This is a genomic window from Streptacidiphilus pinicola (assembly GCF_003258295.1).
GTDB lineage: Bacteria > Actinomycetota > Actinomycetes > Streptomycetales > Streptomycetaceae > Streptacidiphilus > Streptacidiphilus pinicola.
Window position 1 is genome coordinate 1 of sequence record NZ_QKYN01000196.1, and the last position, 5,783, is coordinate 5,783.

At 73.0% G+C, this 5,783-nt stretch carries 5 protein-coding genes; all 5 read right to left on the minus strand.

Annotated elements, in window-relative coordinates:
* Positions 1-184: 184 nt before the first annotated feature.
* Positions 185-1,093 (minus strand): tRNA pseudouridine(55) synthase TruB, encoded by a 909-nt coding sequence (gene truB, locus DN069_RS36095; RefSeq protein WP_111507483.1) that lies wholly within the window; start codon positions 1,091-1,093, stop codon positions 185-187.
* Between the two features lie 29 nt (positions 1,094-1,122).
* On the minus strand, positions 1,123-2,238 hold the full coding sequence (locus DN069_RS36100) for a DHH family phosphoesterase (protein ID WP_243640234.1): 1,116 nt from the start codon (positions 2,236-2,238) through the stop codon (positions 1,123-1,125).
* A 2-nt stretch (positions 2,239-2,240) separates the two neighbouring features.
* Positions 2,241-2,708, minus strand: coding sequence for a 30S ribosome-binding factor RbfA (gene rbfA / locus DN069_RS36105; RefSeq protein WP_111507484.1), 468 nt, complete (start codon positions 2,706-2,708; stop codon positions 2,241-2,243).
* Between the two features lie 77 nt (positions 2,709-2,785).
* Positions 2,786-3,082 (minus strand): DUF503 domain-containing protein, encoded by a 297-nt coding sequence (locus DN069_RS36110; RefSeq protein ID WP_042374911.1) that lies wholly within the window; start codon positions 3,080-3,082, stop codon positions 2,786-2,788.
* A gap of 136 nt (positions 3,083-3,218) precedes the next feature.
* The gene (gene infB, locus DN069_RS36115) at positions 3,219-5,432 is read right to left on the minus strand and encodes a translation initiation factor IF-2 (protein WP_243640236.1); all 2,214 of its coding nucleotides are present in this window, start codon (positions 5,430-5,432) and stop codon (positions 3,219-3,221) included.
* Between the last annotated feature and the right edge of the window lie 351 nt (positions 5,433-5,783).

Consider the following 5,783-nt stretch of genomic DNA (forward strand, 5'->3'; position numbering starts at 1 on the left):
CCAGCCCAGGCCCCACCGCCGCGCCCTTCCGCCGTGCGGCGCGCACCGACGCGCCGTCCTGGCGGAAGGCTGCCCAGGACCGGCCGGGGGCCAGCCGTGCGCCCTCCTGGCCGCCCCCGCCGCGCTTCGCGCGCTCGCTCGATGGGGTGGGACAGGTTTTCAGGAACGGACGAAGGGAGAGGGCTCAGACGAAGACGGCGACCGACTTCGCCTTGCCGCCCTGCTCCTCGATCAGCGCGAGGAAGCGGCCCTCCGGGTCGAAGACCGCGATCGGGCCGTCGACGCCCAGCCCGGGGGCGGCGATGCGGACGCCGGTGGACAGCAGCCGGGCCTGCTTCTCGTCGACGTCCCAGCGCGGGAACGCGGCCGCCGCCGCGGCCGCGATCGGCAGCACGTTGTCGGCGAAGGACTCCTCCAGCGCCTCCAGGGTGTGCGCCACGTCGAGCCCGTAGGCGCCCACGCGGGTGCGCCGCAGCATGGTGAGGTGGCCGCCGACGCCGAGACCGGCGCCGAGGTCGCGGGCCAGGGCCCGGATGTACGTGCCGGAGGAGCAGTCGACGGTGACGTCCAGGTCGACGACGGGCGTGCCGTCCTCGGCCACGACGTCCCGGCGGGCGTGCACCTCGAAGCGGGAGACGGTGACCGGCCGGGCGGCCAGCTCGACCTCCTCGCCCTCCCGCACCCGCGCGTACGAGCGCTTGCCGTCGATCTTGATCGCGCTGACGCTGGACGGCACCTGCCGGATGGGCCCGGTCAGCTCGGCGACGCCCGCCGCGATCGCCTCGTCCGTGACGGCGCGGGCCGCCGCCGACGCGGTGACCTCGCCCTCCGCGTCGTCCGTGACGGTCGTCTGGCCGAGGCGGATGGTCGCCTCGTAGGTCTTGGTGGTCAGCGCCAGGTGTCCGAGCAGCCGGGTGGCCTTCTCGGAGCCGACGACGAGGACACCCGTGGCCATCGGGTCGAGCGTGCCGGCGTGGCCGACCTTGCGTGTGCCGGCCATCCGGCGGACGCGGGCGACGACGGTGTGGGAGGTGATCCCGGCCGGCTTGTCGACGATGATCAGGCCGTCCGGGCCGGTGCCCTTGCGCTTCACGAGGGGATTCAGTCTTTCGTTCGGGGAGCTCAGTCGGAGATCGGGGCGGGCTGCGCGTCGATCGCGGCGCGGAAGGCCGCGACGGTGGCGGGTACGCCCTGGTGCGAGGTGAAGCCGGCCGCGTAGGCGTGGCCGCCGCCGCCCAGCGCGGCGCAGGCCGCGGCGACGTCGACGGCGCCGCTCGCCCGGGAGGAGCCGCGCAGGGTGCCGTCCGGGTCCTCCTTGAGAACCAGTGCGACTTCGGCCTCGGCGGCCTTGCGGACGGTGTCGATCAGGCCCTCGATCTGCTCCGGCGGGACGCCGTGGGCGAGCAGGTCGGCCCAGGGCACCCAGGTCCACACCAGGCCCCGGCCGCCGGCCGCCTGCGGCTCCAGCTCGGCGCGTTCCAGGGCGGCGGCGAGAACCTTCAGGTAGCCGAAGGACTGGGTGTCCCACAGCCGCCGGGAGATGGCGTCGTGCCGCACCCCGGCCGCCAGCAGGCGGGAGGCGAACTCGTGGGTGGCGGCCGTGGTGGCCGCGTAGCGGAAGGAGCCGGTGTCGCTGGCGACACCGGCGTACAGGCAGGTGGCGATCTGCTCGTCCAGCGGCACGCCCAGGCGGCGCAGCAGCTCGTCGACCAGGACCGCGGTGGCCGGGGCCAGCGGGTCGATCAGGCGCAACGTGCCGAAACCGGCGTTGGAGGTGTGGTGGTCGACCACGACCAGCTCGCGGGCGGACTCCGCCTTGGCCTGCAGCAGGCCGAGCCGGCGGGCGTCGGCGACGTCGAAGCTGATCATCAGCTCCGGCCGCTCGGGGACCTGCGCGCAGGGGACGATCAGCTCCTGGCCGGGCAGGAAGGAGAGCGAGGCCGGCACGACCTGCGGGTCGTCGCCGAAGGAGACCCGCACCTCGACGCCGCGCTGACGCAGCGCCAGACCGAAGGCCAGGGCCGAGCCCAGCGCGTCGCCGTCGGGCAGGACGTGCGCGAGCAGGTCCACCGAGGCGGCACGACCGATCGCGTCCAGCACCGCCTGCCAGTCCGCCTCGCTCGGGCGCCGCAGCTCAGCACGCGGCGCGGGCAGCGCCGGAGCCGGGACGCCCACCGCGGCGGTGGGTGTCCCGGTCGGCTCGACGCGCGGGGCGAGATGCTCCTGCCGGCCGGGCACGGCTACTCGTCCTCTGCCTCGTCGTCGGCCTCGACGTCCGCGTCCTCGTCCTCGCCGGGCTTGCGGTACGGGTCGGCCTCACCGGCGAAGGTCTTGCCGACGGCGACACTGCGCACCTCGGCGTCCTGCGCCCGCGCCTTGACGAGCAGGTCGTCCAGGTGACGGGCGGTGTCCGGGATCGCGTCCAGGACGAAGGTCAGGGTCGGGGTGAACCGGACCCCGGTCTCGCGGCCGACCGTGGAGCGCAGGATGCCCTTGGCGCTCTCCAGCGCAGCCGCGGAGGCCTCGCGGTCGGTCTCGTCGCCGTGGACGGTGTAGAAGACGGTGGCCTCGCGCAGGTCACCGGTCACCCGGGCGTCGGTGATGGTGACGAAACCGAGCCGCGGATCCTTGATCCGCCGCTGGAGCGTCTCCGCGACGACCACCCGGATGCGGTCTGCGAGCTTGCGCGCCCTCGCGGTGTCGGTCACTGGTCCTCCTCGTGCTGGTGGGCACCGTGGGAACGGTACCCGCGGACGCCCTCCTTGGGGCGGCCTGTCCGATTGTCCTACTCGTCCTCGTCGTCCCGAAGCCTGCGCCTCGCGGACAGCAGCTGTACCTCGGGCCTGCCCGAGACCAGCCGCTCGCAGCTGTCCAGGATCTCGGCGACGTAGGACGCCTCGCCGGAGACGACGGCCAGGCCGATCTCGGCCCGGCGGTGCAGATCCTGGTTTCCGGTCTCCGCAGCGCACACGCTGTACTTGCGCTGCAGTTCGGCCACGATGGGCCGGACGATCGACCGCTTCTCCTTGAGCGAGTGAATATCACCCAGAAGCAGGTCGAACGTAAGTGTTCCCACGAACATGTGTGACAGGTCACGCCGACCTGTGAGGCCTCGGGGACTACGGAGTGACTGCTATGCCCTCACCGTACCGAGCGGAGAGGGGGCCGGTCGACGGAATTGGCTCCGTCTCCCGGCCCCCTCTCACTGCCTTACCGACTTACGAGCGCGGCTTCTCGCGCATCTCGTACGTCTCGATGGTGTCCTCCACCTTGATGTCGTTGTACGACCCCAGGGTGACACCGGCCTCGAAGCCCTCGCGGACCTCGGTCGCGTCGTCCTTGAAGCGGCGCAGACCCTCGATGGTGAGGTTCTCCGCCACGACCTTGCCGTCGCGGATGAGGCGGGCCTTGGCGTTGCGTCGGATGAGGCCCTCGCGGACCAGCACACCGGCGATGTTGCCGAACTTGGAGGAGCGGAAGACCTCGCGGATCTCCGCGGAGCCGAGGCGCACCTCCTCGTACTCCGGCTTGAGCAGGCCCTTGAGCGCCGCCTCGATCTCCTCGATCGCCTGGTAGATGACCGAGTAGTAGCGGATGTCGACGCCCTCGCGGTCCGCCGCCGTACGGGCGCGGCCCTCGGCCCGGACGTTGAAGCCCAGGATGATGGCGTCGGAGCCCATGGCCAGGTCGACGTCGGACTCGGTGATCGCACCCACACCGCGGTGCAGGATGCGGAGCTCGACCTCCTCGCCCACGTCCAGCTTGAGCAGCGCGTCCTCCAGGGCCTCCACGGAACCGGAGACATCACCCTTGATGATGAGGTTGAGCTGCTGGATGCCGCCGGCGGCGATGGCCTTGTCCAGGTCCTCGAGCGAGACGCGGACCGGACGACGCGCGAACATGGCGTTGCGGTCGCGGGCCGAGCGCTTCTCGGCGATCTGGCGGGCCGTGCGGTCCTCGTCGACGACGATGAAGCTGTCGCCGGCGCGGGGCACCGAGGTCAGACCGAGCAGCAGGACCGGACGCGACGGACCGGCCTCCTGCAGGTTGTTGCCGTTCTCGTCGAGCATGGCGCGGACGCGGCCGTAGCTGTCGCCGACCACGATCGAGTCACCGACGCGGAGGGTACCGCGCTGGACGAGCAGCGTCGCCATGGCGCCGCGGCCCTTGTCCAGGTGGGCCTCGATCGCGATGCCCTGGGCGTCCTGCTCCGGGTTGGCCCGGAGGTCCAGGCTGGCGTCCGCGGTCAGGACCACGGCCTCCAGCAGGGAGTCGATGTTCAGACCCTGGCGCGCGGAGATGTCGACGAACATGGTGTCGCCGCCGTACTCCTCGGCCACCAGACCGAACTCGGTCAGCTGACCGCGGACCTTGGTCGGGTCGGCGCCCTCGACGTCGATCTTGTTGACCGCGACGACGATCGGCACACCGGCGGCCTTGGCGTGGTTCAACGCCTCGACCGTCTGCGGCATGACGCCGTCGTTGGCCGCGACCACCAGGATCGCGATGTCGGTGGACTTGGCACCACGGGCACGCATGGCGGTGAACGCCTCGTGACCCGGGGTGTCCAGGAACGTGATGGCACGCTCCTCGCCGTTGACCTCGGTGACGACCTGGTAGGCACCGATGTGCTGGGTGATGCCACCGGCCTCGCCCGCGACCACGTTGGTCTTGCGGATGGCGTCGAGCAGGCGGGTCTTACCGTGGTCGACGTGACCCATGACGGTCACGACCGGCGGACGCGCACGCAGCTCGTCCTCGCCGCCCTCGTCCTCGCCGAAGTCGATGTCGAAGGACTCGAGCAGCTCGCGGTCCTCGTCCTCGCGGGAGACGATCTCCAGCGTGAAGCCCATCTCGCCGGCGAGCATCTGCAGGATGTCGTCGGAGACGGACTGCGTCGCGGTGACCATCTCACCGAGGTTGAACATCACGGAGACGAGCGCCGCCGGGTTGGCGTTGATCTTGTCCGCGAAGTCCGTCAGGGAGGCGCCACGCGAAAGGCGCACGGTCTCGCCGTGGCCCTTCGGCAGCATCACACCGCCGACGGACGGGGCCTGCATGGCCTCGTACTCCTGGCGCTTCGCGCGCTTGGACTTGCGGCCACGGGCCGGACGGCCACCGGGGCCACGGCCGAAGGCACCCTGCGTGCCGCCACGGGCACCCGGGCCACCGGGACGACCGCCGAAGCCGCCGCCACCGCCGGGACGGGCACCGCCGAAGCCGCCGCCACCGCCGCCGCCACCCGGACGCGGGCCGCCGAAGCCGCCGCCGGCCGGACGGGAGCCCGGGCCGGCCGGACGACCCTGGAAGCCGGGACGCGCGCCGCCGGCACCGCCGGGACGGGCACCCGGACCACCGGGACGACCGGCACCGCCGGGGCCCGGACGCGGGCCGGGGCGCTGCGGCATCATGCCCGGGTTCGGGCGCGGCATGCCGCCGGGGGTCGGGCCGGGACGCGGGCCGCCCTGCGGACGGGGCATCCCGCCCGGAGCGGGAGCGCCACCGGGACGCGGAGCGCCGCCCGGACGCGGGGCGCCACCGTCACGGGGGCCACGCTCGGGAGCACCGGGACGCGGAGCGCCACCGGGACGCGGGGCGCCACCGTCACGGGCACCACGCTCGGGCGCACCCGGACGCGGAGCGCCACCGGGACGCGGGCCACGGCCCTCGGACGCACCGGCGCCGCCACCGGGACGGGCGCCGGGGCGGGCCATGCCGGTGTTGCTGGACGTGAAGGGGTTGTTGCCCGGACGGGGACCGGCCGGGCAACAACCCCTTCACGT

Bases quoted from the DNA above. Each gene is read 5' to 3' on its own strand.
- DN069_RS36110 (WP_042374911.1), bottom strand. From the start codon at position 3,082: ATGTTCGTGGGAACACTTACGTTCGACCTGCTTCTGGGTGATATTCAC.
- infB (WP_243640236.1), bottom strand. From the start codon at position 5,432: ATGCCGCGCCCGAACCCGGGCATGATGCCGCAGCGCCCCGGCCCGCGT.